Raw genomic sequence first — 18,461 nt, 5'->3', positions numbered from 1 at the left:
CACCGCCAGCTCATAAGCGGGGCCCTCGCACAGTTACGGTAGTGGTGCATCTGGAATCTGTGTTCTCGCACATTCGGCGTGAGTGACAAGGGACTCATTCTTCCGGCGGCGCTGCGCGCGCCGAAGCGTATTTCATTGGGCCGTTGCTGTTTCTTGCGCTCGCTTTCCTTCATTCGGCACAGGCCTTGCTGCGTTCTTTGGAACGCGAAAATGAGGATAACTGACATGCCGGAATACGCCGCTGCTTTCCCGCTTCCCCTCCCGCAATACGCTCATCGGCCCGAGCCAACCGAGCCGCCCAATCCGGGGGAGCCTGATACGGTTCCTAGCCCAAGTCCGATTCCGGATCCCATTGAACCGGTTGCGCCCCCCATTGGGGATCCGCCGCCGCAGCCTACGCAAACGCCACAAGCTGGCCCGTGTCCGCTGATGCGGGGTGGTCGCGTGCAACTCTGACGCGTTCCGTGCGCTGCGTTATGGTCCATGCTGCGGATTTATGTACTTGTTACAAAACCGGCGCATCTTTTACCGGCAATTTATCGTCGTGACCCCTACACTGAATTGATGCCGCTCTCCATGGCGGCGGGCTTCCCCCGGAGGCATCGATCATGAGACACCCAGCACTGCGACGTTCCGCACGCCACTCGAAGCGCGATTCCCGGCCAGGTAGCAAGAGCGGCCCGCCAGAGTCGCCCGACCCGGCCGCGCAGAACCGTGTGGCGCCCGATGCGCCGCCCGACGGCGAGCACAACCAGGGCGGCGTGCGGCAGGAAGGGCTGGAATATCAGCGTGACCTCGGCTCGGAGCAGGACGCCTAAGCCCGTCTGACCGCCGGTAAGAAGGGTTCCGGTTTCGTCATATAAAGCAGAAAAAATTTCCTCGCGATACTTCGGTATCGCGTGTTTTTGCTCGCGCGTCACATTTACATACATTTTTATTTTCAGCATCTCATAAATCGGCACGCGATTTGCGTGCACCTTTCTGGCACATATCCGCATGCAACGAAACAACTGACTAGGTGGAGCACCAATGAGCAGACTGATCGTGGTATCGAATCGTGTGGCGCCGACCCAGGAAGGCCGTCCCGCAGCAGGGGGCCTCGCGATCGGCGTGCTGGACGCGTTGAAAGAAACCGGCGGAGTCTGGTTCGGCTGGAGCGGGGAAACGGTAAGCGAGCCGTCCGCGCCAGTGATCGAAAAACAGGGCAACGTGACGTACGCGACGGTGGGCCTCACCAAACGCGACTATGACCAGTACTATCGCGGCTTTTCCAATGCGACACTCTGGCCGACGTTCCACTATCGCAATGACCTGTCGCGCTATGACCGCCAGGAGTACGCGGGCTATCAGCGCGTCAATGCGACGCTCGCGAAGCAACTCAAGGCGTTGCTCAAGCCCGATGACATCATCTGGGTGCATGACTATCACCTGCTGCCGTTCGCGCGCTGCCTGCGTGAACTCGGCGTAAAAAATCCCATCGGCTTCTTCCTGCATATTCCGTTTCCGGTCCCGGAAGTACTCCGTACGATTCCGCCGCACGAAGAATTGGTCAAGGCAATGTGCAGTTACGACGTGGTCGGTTTCCAGACCGAAGCGGATCGCCAGTCGTTCGTGGACTTTATCGAACGCGGTCAGCACGGCGCTTCGAGCGAAGACGGCATGGTGCACGCCTACAACCGCTTCCTGAAAGTGGCTGCGTATCCGATCGGCATCTATCCGGACGCGATCGCCAAGGCCGCCGAGCAGTTCACCGACCGCAAACCGGTGCGCAGCCTGCGTGACGGCATGCGCGGGCGCAAGCTGATCATGAGCGTCGACCGGCTCGATTATTCGAAGGGTCTGGTGGAGCGCTTCCAGGCGTTCGAACGGCTGCTGCTGAATGCACCGGGTTGGCACGGACGCGTATCGCTGGTGCAGATCGCGCCGCCGACACGCGCGGATGTGCAGACGTATCAACGTATTCGTCAGACGCTAGAGGGTGAGGCCGGCCGCATCAATGGCCGTTTCGCGCAACTCGACTGGACGCCGATCCAGTACCTGAACCGCAAGTACGAGCGCAATCTGCTGATGGCGCTGTTCCGTCAATCGCAGGTCGGCTATGTGACGCCGCTGCGCGACGGCATGAACCTCGTCGCGAAGGAGTATGTCGCGTCGCAGGATCCGGCCGATCCGGGCGTCCTCGTGTTGTCGCAGTTTGCCGGCGCGGCCGAGCAACTGCCGGGGGCGCTGGTCGTCAATCCATTCGATCTGTCGCAGATGGCGGAGGCGCTGGAGCGTGCGCTGTCGATGCCGCTCGCCGAGCGTCAGGCGCGTCACGCGGACATGATGGCGCCGATGCGCGAGAACAATCTGTCGGTCTGGCGCGATACGTTCCTGGGCGATCTGCGCAACATCGCGACCGCCTCTTCAGTGGCGGCCAACGCGGTAAAGCTCGCTGACGTGACGGCATCGTCGTCGTAGCCGCATCCACGGCGGCGCGCGGTTCTTCATGAACTGCGCGCGCTGGTCACGTCGAACGGTTTACCACGCGCATCATGCTGACCACGGCGGCCGCGGCTGAAAAGCAGGCTGCCACATACAGCACGATGATCGGCCCATTCTGCGGCGCGATGCCGAAGATCAGCGCAACGAGCGCCGCGCCGAGCGTCTGTCCGGTCAGGCGCGCGGTGCCGAGCATGCCGCTCGCACCGCCGCTGCGCTCGCGCGGCGCGGCGGACAACATGGTCCGATTGTTCGGCGACTGGAAGATCCCGAAGCCCGCGCCGCATAGCGCCATGCGCCACGCAATCTGCATGGGCTCGGGATGCGCGCCGAGGGTGGCGAGCAGCAGCAGGCCCACCGTCATCGCAACGAGTCCGATGCCGCCCAGCCAGCCGGATGACACCTTGTCCGACAGCACGCCGGCAATCGGCGCGGCGATGATGATCACGGCCGGCCACGGCGTCATCAGCAAACCGGTTTCCACCTGCGACAAACCCAGCGTGTTCTGCAACAGAAACGGCAACGACACGAAGGCCAGCATCTGCGCGCAGAACGAACAGACCGAGGTGCCGATCGACAGGGCGAACACCGGAATCCTCAGCAAATCGATCGGCAGCAAGGGCGCGGACTGAGTCAGCTGACGGCGCACGAAGAAGTAGCCGATCACAAGCGCGGCGAGCACCTCCGCGACGACCCAGCCGACATGCTCGCCGTGGCCGAGACCGTCGATCGCGAAGATCAGCAGGCCGAACACGAACGCGTTCATCACCGCGCTCAGATAGTCGTACGGGGATTCGTGGCCGGGGTTCATCGGCAGCGCCTTGAAGCCGCCGACAATCGCCGCGATCCCGATCGGTACATTGATCGCGAACAGCCACGGCCACGAGGCGACGGCGAGCACGCCGGAGGCGACCGTCGGCCCGACCGCGGACGACACCGCGACGACCATCGCGTTGATCGCGACGCCGCGTCCAAGCTGCGCGGGCGGATAGATCATGCGCACGAGCGCGGTGTTCACGCTCATGATGCCCGCCGCGCCGAAGCCCTGAACCACGCGGGCGAGCGCGAGCGTCGGCAGTGAGGTGGACAGCGCGCAACCGAACGACGCCACCGTGAACAGGATCAGGCCGCCCAGATAGATGCGCCGGTAGCCGATGCGATCGCCGAGCGACGCAAGCGGCAGCAGTGAAATGGTGATGGCGAGCTGGTAAGCGTTGACGACCCAGATCGAGCCGGCTGCACTGGCACGCAGATTACGCGCGATGGTCGGCAGCGCCACGTTGGCAATCGCGCTGTCGAGCACCGCCAGCGTGAGAGCGAGGGCGATAACCAGCATCGCCCAGTAGCGCTGCGGAATCGGCAAGCCTTGTTCGGTGCTGTCCGAAAGCGGTGTGCCGGCGGCGAGCGGGGCCGCTGAGGCGGCATTGGCCGGCATTGAACCGTCCTTGCGCGAGGGTTGTGCGTGCATCGTTTTTCTGATTTGGAATGGGAGGGCTCATCGATCTTGCGGCCCTGTGATGAACCACGCGCGCGGTATGCCGGCCTCGAAAAGCCAAGGCGGCATGCAGCAACGATGCCGGCGCTGGAACAGCGCGCCGGCATCGGGTCTCACGCGTTATTTGAGTTCGTACAGACCAGTATGAGTGGTCGAGTCGAGTTCGTTCAGATGCGTCATGAAGCGCGCGACAGCGTTGGTCGTCTCGGCGTTGATCGGCAGATGCGGCACCTTCAGCGCGTGCAGGCGGAAGATGTAGCGATGCGTCCTGTCACCGCGCGGCGGCGCGGCGCCGCCGAAGCCGACCGTGCCGTAGTCGTTGCGCAACTGCAGCGCGCCTTGCGGCAGCAGCGCGCCATCGGCTTTGCCGGCGTTGCGCGGCAGCGATCGGGCATCAGCCGGAATGTTGACCACGACCCAATGCCAGAAGCCGCTGCCGGTGGGCGCGTCCGGATCGTGAACGGTGAGTGCGAAGCTTTGGGTGTCGGCCGGCGGCGCATCCCACTGCAACGCGGGCGAGATGTTCTCGCCATCTACACCGAAAGCCTTGTCGTGATATTCGTGAGCTTTCGGCATAAAGCCGTTGGTGGGGAAATCGTCGGACCAGAGACGGAAATCAGCCATCGTGTGCCTCCCTTCTTGAGTGGTTCTGGGATGGTCGGGGCGTGCTCTTTTTGCTGCCTGCTTGCCATCGATCGGATGACGAGTTGCTGCCTGATTTCTACAGCAGCGGTATGCAAAAAATGCCCCGAGCTAGCCAATCGAGTGTATCACCAGCGGCTGTGAAGTTCCCTCCAGCCGGGCAGGCTACAAGCAGCTTTCAGCCACGCTCCTCGAAGCTCGGCGCATCGCTCTTCAACCACTCGACGAGCCGTTGCAATACGCCCTCGATATCGCGATTCGCACCACGCAAAGCGCATTCCCATACCACTCCGACGCGCCAGCCGTCCGCGAGGAGCGCCGCTCGAACCTTGTCGTCATTGCTGCGATTGCGGCCGATCTTGTCGCGCCAGAATTCGGGCCGCGTTTGCGGCCATTTGAACAGATGGCAGTCGTGGCCATGCCAGAAACAGCCGTGCACCAGCACGACGGCGCGATAGCGCGGCAGCACGATATCCGGCCGCCCGGGCAGATCGCGCGCGTCCAGACGGAAGCGAAAGCCCCGGCCATGCAGCAGGCTGCGGATCAGGATTTCCGGCTTCGTATTGCGGCCGCGAATGCCGGACATCATCCGGCTACGCGTTGCGCTGTCGACGATATCCACCATCGTTAGCGTCTGGGTAACGGATCAGGCCGCTCAGGAATAGAGCGAAAGGGTTTGCTTCGAACCATGGCGCGTCGCCTTGGCGAGCAGGGTTTGCACATGCGGCAGCATGATGCGCGCCACTTCCCGCATCACCGGCATGACGACGCTGTTGCCGAATTGCCGGTAAGCCTGGGTGTCGCTGACCGGAATCCTGAAGGTATCGGGAAAACCCATCAGCCGGGCACATTCACGTGGCGTGAGGCGCCGCGGCCGCAACTGCTCGCCCTGATAGACCAGAATCTCCGAGCCGTCCTTGTGATAGCGCGCGGAGAGAGTGCGCGTGACGCTGTCGGGATAAGCCATGCCGAAGCCGAAGCCATTGCCCGCCGCGCGATGCTTCGCCGCGTAGTTTTGCAGATAGGTCCAGAGATTCGGCGTGAGCGTGTACTTCGGTTGCACGCGTTTGCCGGCGTGGTCGAAGAAACGGTCGTGGTCCCACGGCAGCACCGGTTCGCTGCCGTCCGTGCGATGCAGGATCGAACCAAGGCGCGGACCGCTTTCCGGCAGACGCAGCTCGTCCCAGGAAAACGACGTCTTGCCGCGAAAGCCGACGATGATGATGCGCTCCCGGTGTTGCGGCGTGAAATGCTGGCCGTCGACCACGCGATAGTGCACTTCGTAGCCGAGCTCGTCGCGCAGCGTCTGAAGGATCACGTCGAAGGTGCGGCCTTTGTCGTGCGAGAGCAGATTCTTCACGTTCTCCAGCAGGAACGCCGCCGGGCGCTTTGCCGCGATGATCCGCGCGACGTCGAAAAATAACGTGCCCTGTGTCGTGCACTCGAAACCGTGCGGGCGGCCCAGCGCGTTTTTCTTGCTGACGCCGGCAATCGAGAAGGGCTGGCACGGGAAGCCGCCGAGCAGCACGTCATGGCTCGGCACTTCTTCGGCGGGAAAGGAGACGATGTCGCCGATCAGCGCGTGGTCGCCGCCGGCAGGATAGTTCTCGCGATAGGTCTTGGTGGAGAAATCGTTCCACTCGCTCGTGAAGACGCAGTCGCCGCCGTGCGCCTCGAAACCCATGCGAATGCCGCCGATGCCGGCAAACAGATCGATGAAACGGAATTGGGCGTCGTCGGTGGCCGAGCCCGCTTTCGTTCGGCTGCTGCTGTGCAGCAGATCGCGCAAGGCCGGTTCGAGCATCGACGGACACGGTGTTTCGCCTTTTTCCCAGCGGCGTACCGTCTTGATGTCCTTACCGACGTGCGCGGCGATTTCGCGTTGGGTAAAGCGGGCGCGCGCCTGTCTGAGCAGGTCGAGCGGTGCGGCGAGGGTCACGGATGTCCTTGCTGGGAATTTTTGCGGACATTATGACCTAAGGTCGTCCCTTTTTCCTATTTTCACTGACTGTGAGCAGAAAATTTCCAGCGGCACAGAACCCGTTTTTACCTAAATGCGAATGTCACAGTTGGACGTGTAGGCTTACAGCGTGACGCGAAATCCCCGCGTTGCGACGTGTTCAGGCCGCGACAGGGGTCGCGGCCTTTTTTTAACGGGGAAAAGTAGGGCTGGCTGGCGCGGAAGACCGGCCATCAAGACTTGCAGCGCGTCAGATCAAATATGACGGCCGGCGCCCGCTGCGTGTAGCGGCTGGAACGGGGCGGCGGTTGCCGCGGCCGGCGCAATCCATACTGGCGGGGGGTCGGCCTCGAACTGGTCCAGCTGCAGCAGAAGGCTGTCGACTGTGCACAGTTGTGCGTGCGATAGATGGCCGGTGTCGAGCAATTGGTACAGACGCTTGCGCCAGTAGCTAACCGGCAGGATCGGTCCGCCCAGATCGCCTTGTAAAGACGGCCGCATCACGCGCCCGATATGCGCGATATCCCGATCGATGAATGCCGCCTGGGATGATCCCGTCAGCGTAATGAGTGTGCGTTCCATAGCCCCTCCATGGCACCTTTACGGCAGACTGCGGCGAGACTTTAGGGATCTTTTGAAATATTTTTCACGATGGGCTTCGTCGGACTAACGGGCTGGCGGCGGGCGCGGGCACACCCGTTGCTGTATCGGGATACTGGCGTAATGACGCGCCGGCATTCCAGATATCGGAGCCGAACATGAACAAGGACCAGGTAAAGGGTGTAGGCGAGCAGATCAAGGGCAAGGTCAACGAAGCCGTCGGTAAGGTCACCAACGACCCGGGTAAGGAGCTTAAAGGCGACCTTCAGCAAGGCGCCGGCAAGGTGCAAAAGGCCTACGGCGACGCCAAGGAAGACGCCAAGGACAATGCAAAGCGCAACGCGCCGTAATTCGGCTTGCGGTGTGGCTTGACGGGGAAAGGCGCTTCGGCGCCTTTTTTCGCTTGTATGGGGCTTGTTCGAGGCTCGCGTGGCTTCCGGGTGCCGGGCTTTGGTCGCCGAGGCGTCGAAGCTTTGGCAATCGGCGCAATACGCGGCGCCGTTCGGCCTGGGAGTAACCCGGGTTCGGCGCCGCGGACGTTCCGCGCGCTGTGCGTCGCCTTTAGACTTGGCGCATCCAACCCGGAGGAGGCGCCTATGACACCCCAAAAAGTGCTTGCGATGTTCGAACGGCAGTACCTCGAGGGCAAGACACCCGTCGACCTCGAAGCCACCTGCGCGAGTTTCGCCACCTGGCTGGCAGCGACCTGGGAGCAACACGACGGCGAGCAGAAGACGCTGTTGCTGACAGTCGGCGCAGCCCTTTGGCGTGAAGGGTATAACCTGCGCGCCGGTACGGCGACCAAGGATTTGTGGTGAGCGTGGGTGCGTTTCTGCGGTTAGGCGGTTAGCAGGTGAGGAAAAACGTCGCGTGGCAATGTTCGAGTTGGGGTGATTCGAGGCGGCCTGCACTGAGGCGCTCACGCACGCGTTGTGCCGAGTCGGTTTATATTTGGCGGTCGCGTGTTCGGGTCTCTCCTTTCGGCGTTCTGGCCGATCGTTGATTATTCCCGATTCCCATTTTCAGCCGCAGCTTTCGCACAAGGGTTACATCATCACCATGACCGATCTCTCCGCCTTCCCGATCACGAAGAAATGGCCTGCCGAGCATCCTGACCGGATTCAGCTGTATTCGCTGCCGACGCCTAACGGCGTGAAGGTGTCGATCATGCTCGAAGAGACTGGTTTGCCCTATGAGCCGCACCTTGTGCGCTTCGATACGAACGATCAGATGTCGGCGGCGTTTTTGTCGCTGAATCCGAACAACAAGATTCCGGCGATCATCGATCCGAACGGACCTGACGGCAAGCCGCTGCCGTTGTTCGAATCCGGCGCGATTCTGATTTACCTCGCGGACAAGGCGGGCAAATTGATTCCGCAGAATGCCGCCGGCCGTTATGAAGCGATCCAGTGGGTGATGTTCCAGATGGGCGGCATCGGCCCGATGTTTGGCCAGGTGGGTTTCTTCCACAAGTTCGCCGGCAAGGAATACGAGGACAAACGCCCGCGCGATCGTTATATCGGCGAGTCGAAGCGGTTGCTTGCGGTGCTGGACCGGCAGCTTGAAGGGCGCGACTGGATCCTCGGTGATCAGTACTCGATCGCCGATATCGCGACTTTCCCGTGGGTGCGTAATCTGATCGGCTTCTACGAAGCAGGGGATCTGGTCGGAATTGACGACTTTTCGAATGTGAAGCGCGTGCTGGCTGCGTTCGTTGCGCGGCCGGCGGTGGCGAGGGGATTGGAGATTCCGAAGCGGCCTGCGTGATGGGCTGAGCGCGGTTTGTACTGCGATGACAACCGAGATCCAAGGTCGATCAAGGCAGCTCGGTTGGATTGCCGCCCATCGCCCGGTACAGGTCGCGCACGAACTCCTCGCTGACAACATCCCATTCGGGTGAGGCATAGAGGACGTCTTCTGGATTCTTCTTGCCCTGCGCGTGGCGCAGGGTGCGCACGGTCAGTTCGAGGGCCATCGCTTCTTCGTAGAGAGGGTGGCCAGGGCGGAGGCGGTCGTCGTTTTCCATGCCTGATTTTCGGCGTTGGCGGGGAATACTTTAGGTATTGGCGGTTGATGCGGTTTGGCGGGTCGTATGGATTTCGTGGGTGGGGTCAGGTGGGTCAGGTCGGCACAAACGGCAGCAGTCACTTAGGCCTTGACCAGGATTGCTATGGATTGACCGAAGCTGCCGAGATCGCGGATCGGCGCGAGTCCATCGATAAACCGCTCGATCCGGTATCCCAGTTCCAAAGCCCATTTTTCGATCGCCACGCGTTCGATGAAAGTATTGAGCGGGCCAGGGTTCCCAGCGCGTAAGGCCTTGGCGGTATCCTCAAAGACAATCCAGTGCGTCGGCGCCGCAAATTCCAGAAACGAGAAAACCACTTTGCCGCCGGGTCGCAGCGCGCGGCGCATGTCCTGCAAGTAAAGATAGCTTTCGTGATGCAGTAGATGCGTGAAGACGCTGAATGCGCAGGCGATATCGACTGATTCATCTTCGGCAGGCAGCGACAAGGCTGTGTGGCGCGCGAAGCGATAGTGCGCAGGCGTCTTCGATTTAGCGTAGTCGAGCAGAGCCTGCACCACGTCCGTACCGCGGTAGTCCAGGTCGAACCCTGACTTTCCCAGCGCGTGCGCGAGTCGCCCGCTGCCGCATCCCAGATCGAAGATGCTCATGCGGTCTTCCAGGCCGACCTCGCGCAGTACGGCGAGTTGCAATGCACCGGTTTCTTCATAGCGGCCACCCACCGCGAGTGCCATCGCCTTATCGAGCGGATGGTTTGCAACCAGATCGGCTACGTGTTTTTCGTAGTCTTCGACGAAGTGGAACTGGGCCATTGGGATGTCTCCCGGGTGTCGGCATGCACAGTCTAACTTAGTGGGAGTTATCGGTTGCTTGCCGAGGGGGATTTGAATTTGGCGGAAACGTAAGTCTGAAGTAATGGCCGCAGCAAAAAGCCCCGCAGCGCAAGGCATACGGGGCTTTCTGAGATGGGGTGACGCGCTGTGAAACTCTTGATTGGTCCCCCCGACAGGAATCGAACCTGTATCTAGCGCTTAGGAGGCACTTGTTCTATCCATTGAACTACGGGGAGAGGACCGAACCAAAACAACCGCTGCAATCCCGCGGACGAACAAGCCCAGTCAGGATCCGGCGAGTCCAAATTCGCCAGCGAGCGCAGAGTATATCAAACACGCCCAGCCACGAGGAGGGCTGTAAAGCCCGCCCCACAAAGCAAACGGCCCAGCGGGCATCACCCACTGGGCCGCGCGAACCGCCCGGTGCACTACATCAAGGCAGCGCCCCCCCGGCTCAATCGGGCTCGCTCAGAATTCCACCACCGCAAACTCCGCCTTGCCTACATCGCACAGCGGGCAGCGCCAGTCGTCCGGAATCGCGGCGAAGCGCGTGCCCGGGGCGATACCTTCTTCCGGAAGGCCTTCTTCTTCGTTGTAGATCCAGCCGCAAATCAGGCAGACCCAGCTCTTATATTCAATCAGTTCAATTACTTCGCTCACGACGTACTCTTCTTTGGTTCGGTGCATTGATCCGCTCAGTCTGCCCCTTTTTTGGGCATGGCGGCGACCCGCAATATTACCGGAATTTGACAAACGGACTGCTAATTACCCATGCGGCATTGCCGCAAAGCGCCTGAGACATGTCCGGGCCTGCGTGACGGACCGCGTCATACACACCGTGTATGCTTTGATCCGCAGCTCATCTTTTGGACAGGCGCAGCGGGCGCCTGGCATGCGTTGCGACGATCGGCCTCAGCGAACCGGAGCCGCGATCGACGCCTGCATGGCCCGCGCATGACTCTCGTTTCCCAAAAAGGAGAAAAACGATGTTTAAAAACAAATGGTTGGCCGGCACGGTGCTGGCCGGGTTGCTCGCCGTATCGGGCGCGGCGCAGGCCGCTGGCGTGTCTTTCGTGCAACCGGCGGACGGCGCGACCGTCAGCAATCCGGTGCACGTGGTGTTTGGTGTCGACGGCATGACGATCGCGCCGGCCGGGACGATGACCGACGGCACGGGCCATCATCATCTGCTGATCGACGGCAAGCCGCTTCCCAAAGGCGAAGTGATTCCTGCCAACGACAAATCGCTCCATTTCGGCAAAGGCCAGACTGAAACCGATCTGACACTGCCGCCGGGCGACCATACGCTGACGCTGCAATTCGGCGACGGCGCGCATCGTTCGTATGGGCCGGAGATGAGCAAGACGATCACGGTGCACGTGAAATAACGTGATGGCCGAGACGGCTGGGCGTGCGAGCGCCGTCCGGCCGCATTTTCCGTTTTGTATCGTGGCTGGCGCTGGGCCCGGGCGCAGCCGAACCCGGTCTGCATCGGGCTTGCGTCCGGTTCATCCCCACTTTGCAAGCCGGCCATTTGGCCTATCTCTTCCGGCATACAGGCACCCGCCCGCGCGCCCGGTACAATGAGCAGTTCCGACTCATCGCTGTCTTCTCCAATTCTCCATGTCGCTTTACACCATTACCGGGGCCCAACTGGCGTTCGGTCACGTCGCGTTGCTCGATCACGCGGATTTCTCTCTCGAAGCGGGCGAGCGCGTTGGGCTGATCGGCCGTAACGGCGCGGGCAAGTCGTCGCTGCTGAAAATCGTCGCCGATCTGGCCAAGCCGGACGATGGCCTCGTCACGCGCCAACAGGGTCTGACTTCGGTCTATGTGCCGCAAGAGCCGGAGTTCGATACGGACGACACGGTGTTCGAAGCGGTCGCGGCCGGTCTGACGCACGCCCGCGAGCTGCTCGATCAATACGACGCGGTCGCCAATCAGCTTGCCGACGAGCCGGAAGGCCCGGAGCACGACGCGCTGATGTCGCGCATGAACACGCTGCAATCGGCGCTCGACCATTCGGACGCCTGGAACTGGAGCACGCGCGTGGCCACCACGCTGCAGCAGATCGGTCTGAATGGCGAGGCGCGGGTCGGTTCGCTGTCGGGCGGGATGCAAAAGCGCGTCGCGCTGGCGCGCGCGCTGGTCGTGCAGCCGGACGTGCTGCTGCTCGACGAGCCAACCAACCACCTGGATTTCGACGGTATCCGCTGGCTCGAGGAACTGCTGGTCTCGCTGCGCGCGGGCCTGCTCTTCATTACTCACGATCGCGCGTTTCTCGACCGCGTCGCCACGCGTATCGTCGAACTGGATCGCGGGCGTTTGTTGTCGTATCCGGGCAATTTCAGCGCCTACCAGACGAGGAAGGCGCAGCAGCTTGAAGTGGAGCAAGTGGAAGCGGCCAAGTTCGACAAGCTGCTCGCGCAGGAAGAAGTGTGGATTCGCAAGGGTGTGGAAGCGCGCCGTACGCGCAGCGTCGGCCGGATCGCGCGGCTCGTGCAAATGCGCAACGAACGTGCCGAACGCCGCAACGTGCAGGGCAACGTGAAGCTCGATGTGGGCCAAGGTGAGAAGTCCGGCAAGATCGTCGCCGAACTGACCGACGTCACCAAGCGCTACGGTTCGCGCACGGTCGTGGACACCTTCACGGCAACGGTGATGCGCGGCGACAAGATCGGCTTCGTCGGTCCGAATGGGGCGGGCAAGACCACGCTGCTGAAGATGATCCTCGGCGAATTGCCGCCGGACGAAGGCACGGTGCGTATCGGCACCAATCTGCAGGTCGCGTACTTCGACCAGATGCGCGCACAGCTCGATCTGGACAAGAGCCTTGCCGATACGATCAGCCCGGGTAGCGAATGGGTCGAAGTCAACGGCCAGAAGAAGCACGTGATGAGCTATCTCGGCGACTTTCTGTTCGCGCCGGAACGCGCGCGGTCGCCGGTCAAGTCGCTGTCGGGCGGCGAGCGCAATCGCCTGCTGCTGGCGCGGCTGTTCGCACGGCCGGCCAACGTGCTGGTGCTCGACGAACCGACCAACGACCTCGACATTCCGACGCTCGAACTGCTCGAAGAACTGCTCACCGAATACGACGGCACCGTGCTGCTGGTCAGCCACGATCGCGCGTTTCTCGATAACGTCGCGACCTCGGTGATCGCTTCGGAAGGCGGTGGGAAGTGGCGCGAGTACGTCGGTGGCTTTACGGACTGGCAGATTCAGCGCGACCGCTCGCAGCAGATGGCGCAGGAAGCACAGAAAGAAGCCGCTAAAGAAGTGGCGGCGAAAGACGGCGGCGCAAGCGGCGCGGGCCGCAATACGCAGCGCGCGGCCAAGCTGTCGTTCAAGGACCAGCGCGAACTCGAGGCGTTGCCGGCGAAAATCGCCGCACTCGAAGCCGAGCAGAAAACCATTGGCGCTCAACTCGAAGACGGTTCGGTCTTCGCGAAAGATGCTCAGGAAGGCACGCGTCTGACCGAGCGCTATGCCGCGATCGACGAGGAACTGCTGATCGCGCTGGAACGCTGGGACGAGCTGGAAAACAAGCGTAAGTGATACGCGGGGCGGCGCGATCCGAGGTTGCGCCGATCGCCTGCGAGGTCGGGGCCGCGGCTCTGCAGCGGTGCCGTCGCAGCTTTTTCACGGTCCGTAGCGGTCTTGTCGCGGCCGCACAATGGGTCGAAGCTGCGCGCCGCCCCTTATCCAAACGGCCAATCCTGCAGGTCGTGAATTGCCGCCTGGTTCGAAATCAGTAAAATACCCCGCGAACAGGCTTCCCCCGGCGTTCGCACCGGCTGGCCGTTGCCGGGCTGTGGAGCCCGCATCGAGCCGCTGTCGAGCGCGCCCATGGGAAGCCAGGCGATAAAACAGCTTGCCCGCCCTGCGGGCACCCCACCTAACCCCGTTGTTTCGTTTCGCTTTTTTTGAAAACTCAACGCATTGTCCACGGACCTGTCCACAGGACCTGTGGACAACGATGAACCGACGCACCCGAGTCAACCATGTCTACGAAAAAGCCAAACGCCGCGTATAGCGAAGCGTCGATCAAGGTGTTGAAGGGCCTGGAGCCGGTCAAGCAACGGCCCGGGATGTACACCCGCACCGAAAATCCGCTGCACATCATTCAGGAAGTTATCGACAACGCGTCGGACGAGGCCCTTGGCGGCCACGGCCGGCAAATCACGGTCACGCTCCACGCGGACCATTCGGTCTCGGTCGAAGACGACGGCCGCGGCATTCCGTTCGGCCTGCATCCGGACGAAGGCGTGCCGGTCGTCGAAATCGTTTTCACGCGGCTGCATGCGGGCGGCAAGTTCGATAAAGCCGCCGGCGGCGCCTACACGTTCTCGGGCGGCCTGCACGGCGTCGGCGTGTCGGTTACCAACGCGCTGTCCACGCGGCTCGACGTCACCGTATGGCGCGACGGCAAAATCGCCGAATTGAGCTTTGCCAACGGCGATGTCGCCAAAGAGCTCGAGGTACGCCCCGCGACCAAAGCCGACAAGAAGTCCGGCACGCGCGTCACGGCCTGGGCCAACCCCAAGTACTTCGATTCGCCGAATCTGCCGCTCGGCGAGCTGCAGCGTTTGCTGCGCTCGAAAGCGGTGCTGTTGCCGGGCGTCGAAGTCACGCTGATCAATGAGAAAACCGGCGAAACGCAAAGCTGGAAATACGAAGACGGTCTGCGCGGCTATCTGCTCGAAGGCATGAACGGCAGCGATCTGCTGATCCCGCTGTTCGAAGGCGAGCGCTTTGTTGAAAACTCGCGCGCCAGCGAAGAGACGTTTGCGGAAGGTGAGGGCGCCACGTGGGTCGTCGCATGGAGCGAGGAAGGCCCGCTTATGCGCGAGTCGTACGTCAATCTGATTCCTACACCTGCCGGTGGCACGCACGAATCCGGTTTGCGCGACGGTCTGTTCCAGGCGGTGAAGAGCTTTGTCGAGTTGCATAACCTGCAGCCGAAAGGCGTGAAGCTGCTGGCGGAAGACGTGTTCGCGCGCGTGTCGTTCGTGCTGTCGGCGAAGGTGCTCGATCCGCAATTTCAAGGGCAGATCAAGGAGCGTTTGAATAGCCGTGACGCGGTGAAGCTGGTGTCGTCGTTCTCGCGGCCGGCGTTGGAGTTGTGGCTGAATCAGCACGTCGAGCTCGGCAAGAAACTCGCGGACCTCGTCATCAAGCAGGCCCAGGCACGTACGCGCGCCGGCCAGAAGGTCGAGAAGCGCAAGAGCTCGGGCGTGGCGGTGCTGCCGGGCAAGCTGACCGATTGCGAATCGACGGAAATCGGCCGCAACGAACTGTTCCTCGTCGAGGGCGATTCGGCGGGCGGTTCGGCGAAAATGGGCCGCGACAAGGAATACCAGGCGATCCTGCCGCTGCGCGGCAAGGTGCTGAACACGTGGGAAACCGAGCGCGACCGCCTGTTCGCCAACAACGAAGTGCACGACATTTCGGTGGCGATCGGCGTCGATCCGCACAGCCCGGACGACAAGGTCGATCTGTCGAATCTGCGCTACGGCAAGATCTGCATCTTGTCGGACGCTGACGTCGACGGTTCGCACATCCAGGTGCTGCTGCTCACGCTGTTCTTCAAGCATTTCCCGCAGTTGATCGAACGTGGACACGTGTGCGTGGCGCGTCCGCCGCTGTTCCGGGTCGATGCGCCCGCGCGCGGCAAGAAGCCGGCACAGAAGCTCTACGCGCTCGACGAAGGCGAACTCGAAGCGATCCTCGACAAGCTGCGCAAAGACGGCGTACGCGACACGCAATGGTCCATCAGCCGTTTCAAAGGCCTCGGCGAAATGAGCGCGGAGCAGCTGTGGGACACCACGATGAACCCCGACACGCGACGCCTGACACCGGTAGCGCTCGGCGAACTCGACTACGACGCCACGGTGGCGCGTATGACGATGCTGATGGGCAAGGGCGAAGCGGCTTCGCGTCGCAGCTGGCTGGAAGAAAAGGGCAACGAAGTGGAAGCGGATATCTGAGCGAGCGTACTTCACAACGCTCTGCCTTTCGCACGAAACTTCACGCCAAACACGGATACGGAATCTAGATGGACGACGATAACACTCTCGACCTTTTCACCGAGCCGCCGCCCCCGGAGGGCGACTTCCTGACGCTCGGCAATTACGCGGAACGCCAGTACCTCGACTACGCGGTGAGCGTGGTCAAGGGGCGTGCGCTGCCCGACGTATGCGACGGCCAGAAGCCGGTGCAGCGCCGCATCCTGTATGCGATGAACGACATGGGTCTCGGCGACAACGCCAAGCCCGTCAAGTCGGCGCGTGTGGTCGGCGATGTGCTGGGTAAGTATCACCCGCACGGCGACCAGTCGGCGTACGACGCGCTGGTGCGTCTCGCGCAAGATTTTTCGATGCGCTATCCGCTGATCGACGGCCAGGGTAACTTCGGTTCACGCGACGGCGACGGCGCGGCGGCCATGCGCTACACCGAAGCGCGCCTGACGCCGATCGCGAAGCTGCTGCTCGACGAGATCGACCAGGGCACGGTCGATTTCATGAAGAACTACGACGGCGAGTTCGAAGAGCCGAGGCTATTGCCCGCGCGCTTGCCGTTCGTATTGCTGAACGGCGCATCCGGCATTGCGGTGGGGTTGGCCACGGAAATCCCGTCGCACAATCTGCGCGAAGTCGCAGCGGCTGCGGTGGCGATGATCCGTAATCCGAAGATCGAGCACGCCGAGTTGATGCAACACATCGCCGGGCCAGACTTCCCAGGCGGCGGCCAGATCATTTCGAGCGACGCCGAGATTTCCGCGGCCTACGAAACCGGCCGCGGCAGCCTGAAGGTGCGCGCCCGCTGGAAGATCGAAGAGCTCGCGCGCGGCCAATGGCAGCTCGTCATCACCGAACTGCCGCCGAACACGGCCGCGCAGAAGGTGCTCGAAGAAATCGAAGAGCAGACCAATCCGAAGATCAAGCTCGGCAAAAAGGCGCTCACACCCGAACAGTTGCAGACCAAGCAGACCATGCTCGCGCTGCTCGACGCCGTGCGCGACGAGTCGGGCCGGGATTCGCCGGTGCGTCTCGTGTTCGAGCCGAAATCGAGCCGCATCGACCAAACCGAATTCGTCAATTCGTTGCTCGCACATACGAGCCTCGAATCGAACGCGTCGCTCAATATGGTGATGGTGGGCGGCGATGGCCGGCCGCGTCAGAAGGGCTTGAGCGAGATCATCCACGAGTGGATCGCGTTCCGCTTCGCGACGGTTACGCGCCGCACGCGTCATCGTTTGAGCAAGGTCGACGACCGGATCCATATTCTCGAAGGCCGGATGATCGTCTTCTTGAATATCGACGAAGTTATTCGCATCATCCGCGAATCGGATGAACCGAAGGTCGCGCTGATGGCTGCATTCGGCTTGTCGGACCGGCAGACCGAAGACATTCTCGAAATCCGCCTGCGTCAGTTGGCGCGGCTCGAGAAGATCAAGATCGAGAAGGAACTGTCCGAACTGCGCGACGAGAAGGCCAAGCTCGAAGAACTGCTCGGCAGCGAATCCGCGATGAAGCGTCTGCTCATCAAGGAAATCGAAGGCGATGCGAAGCAATATGGCGACGAGCGCCGCACGCTGATCCAGCAGGAAAAGCGCGCTACGTTTGAAGCACGTGTGGTCGACGAGCCTGTGACGGTGGTGGTGTCGCAGAAGGGCTGGGTGCGCGCGCTGAAGGGCCACGGTCTGGATGTGGCCGGCTTCACGTTCAAGGCCGGCGACGGGCTCTACGCCGCGTTCCAGTGCCGCACGCCGGACACGCTGGTCGCGTGGGGCAGCAATGGCCGCGTCTATTCGGTGGCGGTTGCGATGCTGCCGGGCGGGCGGGGTGATGGCGTGCCGGTCACGTCGCTGATCGAACTTGAGTCGGGCAGCCACCTGATGCATTACTACGCGGCTTCCGCGGATCAGGCATTGCTGCTCGCATCGAGCAACGGTTTCGGCTTTGTCGCCAAGGTGGGCGACATGGTGAGCCGCGTGAAGGCCGGTAAGTCGTTCATGACGATCGATGCGGGCGCCGCGCCGCTCGCGCCGATGCCGATGCTGCCGGATGCGACGCATATTGCGTGTCTGTCTTCAGGTGGCCGCTTGCTGGTGTTCGGCCTCGACGAAATGAAGACGCTCTCGGGCGGCGGACGCGGCGTTACGCTGATGGCGCTCGACGACAACGAAACGCTGGTGCAGGCGCTGTCCATTAATAAGGCGGGCGTGGTGCTGATCGGCACGCGTCGCGGTGGCCGTGTCGACGAAGAGAAGCTCAGCGGCGCCACGCTCACGCCGCATATTGGCAAGCGGGCGCGCAAGGGGCGCGCGCCGGAGAGCAAGATGAAGCTCGACGGTATGCGTCCGGTGCTCGCGGCGTAATCTTGGTGATCGTAGCCAGTAGCGGGTAGATAGAAGTAGAGTAG

Annotated in this window: 20 protein-coding genes and 1 tRNA gene; 10 read left to right on the top strand and 11 right to left on the bottom strand. The window is 62.1% G+C overall.

Going from position 1 to position 18,461, the window contains the following annotated elements:
- Positions 1-227, bottom strand: a 227-nt coding sequence (locus PQQ95_RS35195; RefSeq protein ID WP_408446629.1) for a hypothetical protein, incomplete at its 3' end; no start/stop codon positions are given.
- Here PQQ95_RS35195 and PQQ95_RS35190 point away from each other — a divergent pair.
- The 3 genes from PQQ95_RS35190 to otsA all read left to right on the top strand — a co-directional run bounded on the left by PQQ95_RS35190 (position 226) and on the right by otsA (position 2,460).
- Positions 226-456: a hypothetical protein gene (locus PQQ95_RS35190; protein WP_408446627.1), complete on the top strand. Its 231-nt coding sequence runs from the start codon at positions 226-228 to the stop codon at positions 454-456. The genes PQQ95_RS35195 and PQQ95_RS35190 overlap by 2 nt on opposite strands.
- 152 nt (positions 457-608) lie before the next feature.
- A complete protein-coding gene (locus tag PQQ95_RS35185; RefSeq protein WP_408446625.1) occupies positions 609-818 on the top strand; it encodes a hypothetical protein in 210 nt (69 codons plus the stop codon).
- Between the two features lie 211 nt (positions 819-1,029).
- On the top strand, positions 1,030-2,460 hold the full coding sequence (gene otsA / locus PQQ95_RS35180) for an alpha,alpha-trehalose-phosphate synthase (UDP-forming) (RefSeq protein ID WP_408446622.1): 1,431 nt from the start codon (positions 1,030-1,032) through the stop codon (positions 2,458-2,460).
- A gap of 46 nt (positions 2,461-2,506) precedes the next feature.
- Here otsA and PQQ95_RS35175 read toward each other — a convergent pair whose 3' ends face one another.
- The 5 genes from PQQ95_RS35175 to PQQ95_RS35155 form a co-directional block, all read right to left on the bottom strand.
- On the bottom strand, positions 2,507-3,949 hold the full coding sequence (locus PQQ95_RS35175) for an MFS transporter (protein ID WP_408446619.1): 1,443 nt from the start codon (positions 3,947-3,949) through the stop codon (positions 2,507-2,509).
- A 147-nt stretch (positions 3,950-4,096) separates the two neighbouring features.
- Complete coding sequence (locus PQQ95_RS35170) at positions 4,097-4,600, bottom strand: YbhB/YbcL family Raf kinase inhibitor-like protein (protein ID WP_408446616.1); 504 nt, start codon at positions 4,598-4,600, stop codon at positions 4,097-4,099.
- A gap of 196 nt (positions 4,601-4,796) precedes the next feature.
- Positions 4,797-5,243, bottom strand: coding sequence for a very short patch repair endonuclease (locus PQQ95_RS35165; protein ID WP_408446613.1), 447 nt, complete (start codon positions 5,241-5,243; stop codon positions 4,797-4,799).
- A gap of 30 nt (positions 5,244-5,273) precedes the next feature.
- Positions 5,274-6,557 (bottom strand): DNA (cytosine-5-)-methyltransferase, encoded by a 1,284-nt coding sequence (dcm, locus tag PQQ95_RS35160; RefSeq protein ID WP_408446611.1) that lies wholly within the window; start codon positions 6,555-6,557, stop codon positions 5,274-5,276.
- A gap of 276 nt (positions 6,558-6,833) precedes the next feature.
- Positions 6,834-7,160: a hypothetical protein gene (locus PQQ95_RS35155; RefSeq protein WP_408446608.1), complete on the bottom strand. Its 327-nt coding sequence runs from the start codon at positions 7,158-7,160 to the stop codon at positions 6,834-6,836.
- A gap of 176 nt (positions 7,161-7,336) precedes the next feature.
- Between PQQ95_RS35155 and PQQ95_RS35150 the strand changes: the two genes are divergently transcribed.
- The 3 genes from PQQ95_RS35150 to PQQ95_RS35140 all read left to right on the top strand — a co-directional run bounded on the left by PQQ95_RS35150 (position 7,337) and on the right by PQQ95_RS35140 (position 8,945).
- Positions 7,337-7,528: a CsbD family protein gene (locus tag PQQ95_RS35150; protein WP_408446605.1), complete on the top strand. Its 192-nt coding sequence runs from the start codon at positions 7,337-7,339 to the stop codon at positions 7,526-7,528.
- Between the two features lie 246 nt (positions 7,529-7,774).
- Complete coding sequence (locus tag PQQ95_RS35145; protein WP_408446603.1) at positions 7,775-7,996, top strand: hypothetical protein; 222 nt, start codon at positions 7,775-7,777, stop codon at positions 7,994-7,996.
- 241 nt (positions 7,997-8,237) lie between these two features.
- Positions 8,238-8,945: a glutathione S-transferase N-terminal domain-containing protein gene (locus PQQ95_RS35140; RefSeq protein WP_408446600.1), complete on the top strand. Its 708-nt coding sequence runs from the start codon at positions 8,238-8,240 to the stop codon at positions 8,943-8,945.
- Between the two features lie 49 nt (positions 8,946-8,994).
- Here PQQ95_RS35140 and PQQ95_RS35135 read toward each other — a convergent pair whose 3' ends face one another.
- The 4 genes from PQQ95_RS35135 to PQQ95_RS35120 all read right to left on the bottom strand — a co-directional run bounded on the left by PQQ95_RS35135 (position 8,995) and on the right by PQQ95_RS35120 (position 10,697).
- Positions 8,995-9,204 (bottom strand): hypothetical protein, encoded by a 210-nt coding sequence (locus tag PQQ95_RS35135; protein WP_408446598.1) that lies wholly within the window; start codon positions 9,202-9,204, stop codon positions 8,995-8,997.
- 122 nt (positions 9,205-9,326) lie between these two features.
- Positions 9,327-10,016, bottom strand: a complete 690-nt coding sequence (locus tag PQQ95_RS35130) for a class I SAM-dependent methyltransferase (protein WP_408446595.1) — start codon at positions 10,014-10,016, stop codon at positions 9,327-9,329.
- Between the two features lie 182 nt (positions 10,017-10,198).
- Positions 10,199-10,273 (bottom strand) — tRNA-Arg (locus tag PQQ95_RS35125).
- A 232-nt stretch (positions 10,274-10,505) separates the two neighbouring features.
- Complete coding sequence (locus tag PQQ95_RS35120; protein ID WP_097391768.1) at positions 10,506-10,697, bottom strand: rubredoxin; 192 nt, start codon at positions 10,695-10,697, stop codon at positions 10,506-10,508.
- Positions 10,698-11,023: 326 nt separating this feature from the next.
- Between PQQ95_RS35120 and PQQ95_RS35115 the strand changes: the two genes are divergently transcribed.
- Both PQQ95_RS35115 and PQQ95_RS35110 read left to right on the top strand, forming a co-directional pair.
- The gene (locus tag PQQ95_RS35115) at positions 11,024-11,425 is read left to right on the top strand and encodes a DUF4399 domain-containing protein (RefSeq protein ID WP_408446592.1); all 402 of its coding nucleotides are present in this window, start codon (positions 11,024-11,026) and stop codon (positions 11,423-11,425) included.
- Between the two features lie 235 nt (positions 11,426-11,660).
- Positions 11,661-13,592, top strand: a complete 1,932-nt coding sequence (locus tag PQQ95_RS35110; protein WP_408446589.1) for an ATP-binding cassette domain-containing protein — start codon at positions 11,661-11,663, stop codon at positions 13,590-13,592.
- 143 nt (positions 13,593-13,735) lie between these two features.
- On the opposite strand, the gene PQQ95_RS35105 is transcribed toward PQQ95_RS35110, so the two are convergent.
- Entirely contained in the window at positions 13,736-13,984 is a 249-nt protein-coding gene (locus PQQ95_RS35105; RefSeq protein WP_408446586.1) for a hypothetical protein, read from the bottom strand.
- A 54-nt stretch (positions 13,985-14,038) separates the two neighbouring features.
- On the opposite strand from PQQ95_RS35105, the gene PQQ95_RS35100 reads away from it, so the two are divergent.
- Together PQQ95_RS35100 and parC are read left to right on the top strand one after the other, a co-directional pair.
- Complete coding sequence (locus PQQ95_RS35100) at positions 14,039-16,024, top strand: DNA topoisomerase IV subunit B (protein ID WP_408446583.1); 1,986 nt, start codon at positions 14,039-14,041, stop codon at positions 16,022-16,024.
- Positions 16,025-16,092: 68 nt separating this feature from the next.
- Positions 16,093-18,417 carry a DNA topoisomerase IV subunit A gene (parC, locus tag PQQ95_RS35095; RefSeq protein WP_408446580.1) on the top strand — a complete coding sequence of 775 codons (2,325 nt, stop codon included), beginning with the start codon at positions 16,093-16,095 and terminating at the stop codon, positions 18,415-18,417.
- Positions 18,418-18,461 lie beyond the last annotated feature (44 nt).

Source organism: Paraburkholderia caffeinilytica, assembly GCF_046030355.1.
Lineage (GTDB): Bacteria > Pseudomonadota > Gammaproteobacteria > Burkholderiales > Burkholderiaceae > Paraburkholderia > Paraburkholderia caffeinilytica_B.
Note: the sequence above shows the minus strand (reverse complement) of the source record. Positions and strands in the feature narration are given on the sequence as shown.